At 71.3% G+C, this 432-nt stretch carries 1 protein-coding gene; it reads left to right on the top strand.

Annotation, left to right across the window (positions count from 1 at the left end; genetic code table 11):
• Positions 1-96 precede the first annotated feature (96 nt).
• On the top strand, positions 97-432 hold a 336-nt coding region (locus AC07RN_RS21325; protein WP_478337272.1), incomplete at its 3' end, for a gamma-glutamylcyclotransferase family protein.

The raw sequence follows: 432 nt of genomic DNA, 5'->3' as shown, positions 1-432 counted from the left end.
CCTGTCGCCGGGTTCCGACGCGCCGAACGCGCATGTCGCTGCGCCGGACGGTCCGGTCGTTACCCGAGCGCGCGCCACACCGATTAGGCTTTTCGCGTGCCGATCTACGCCGCGTACGGGTCCAACATGCACCCGGAACAGATGCTCGAACGCTGCCCGCATTCGCCCATGGCGGGCACCGGCTGGCTCCCCGGCTGGCGGCTGACGTTCAGCGGCGACGACATCGGCTGGGAGGGCGCGCTGGCCACCGTCGTCGAGGATCCGGACGATCCGGACGCCAAGGTGTTCGTCGTGCTCTACGACGTCCCGGCCGAGGACGAGCAGCGCCTGGACCGCTGGGAGGGCTCCGAGCTGGGCCTGCACCGCAAGATCCGGCTCCGGGTCGAGACCGCGGACGGCCCGGTCCTGGCCTGGCTGTACGTGCTCGACGCG

This window comes from Lelliottia sp. GFLA7, assembly GCF_056490165.1.
This window is presented reverse-complemented; position numbering and strand designations above follow the sequence as displayed.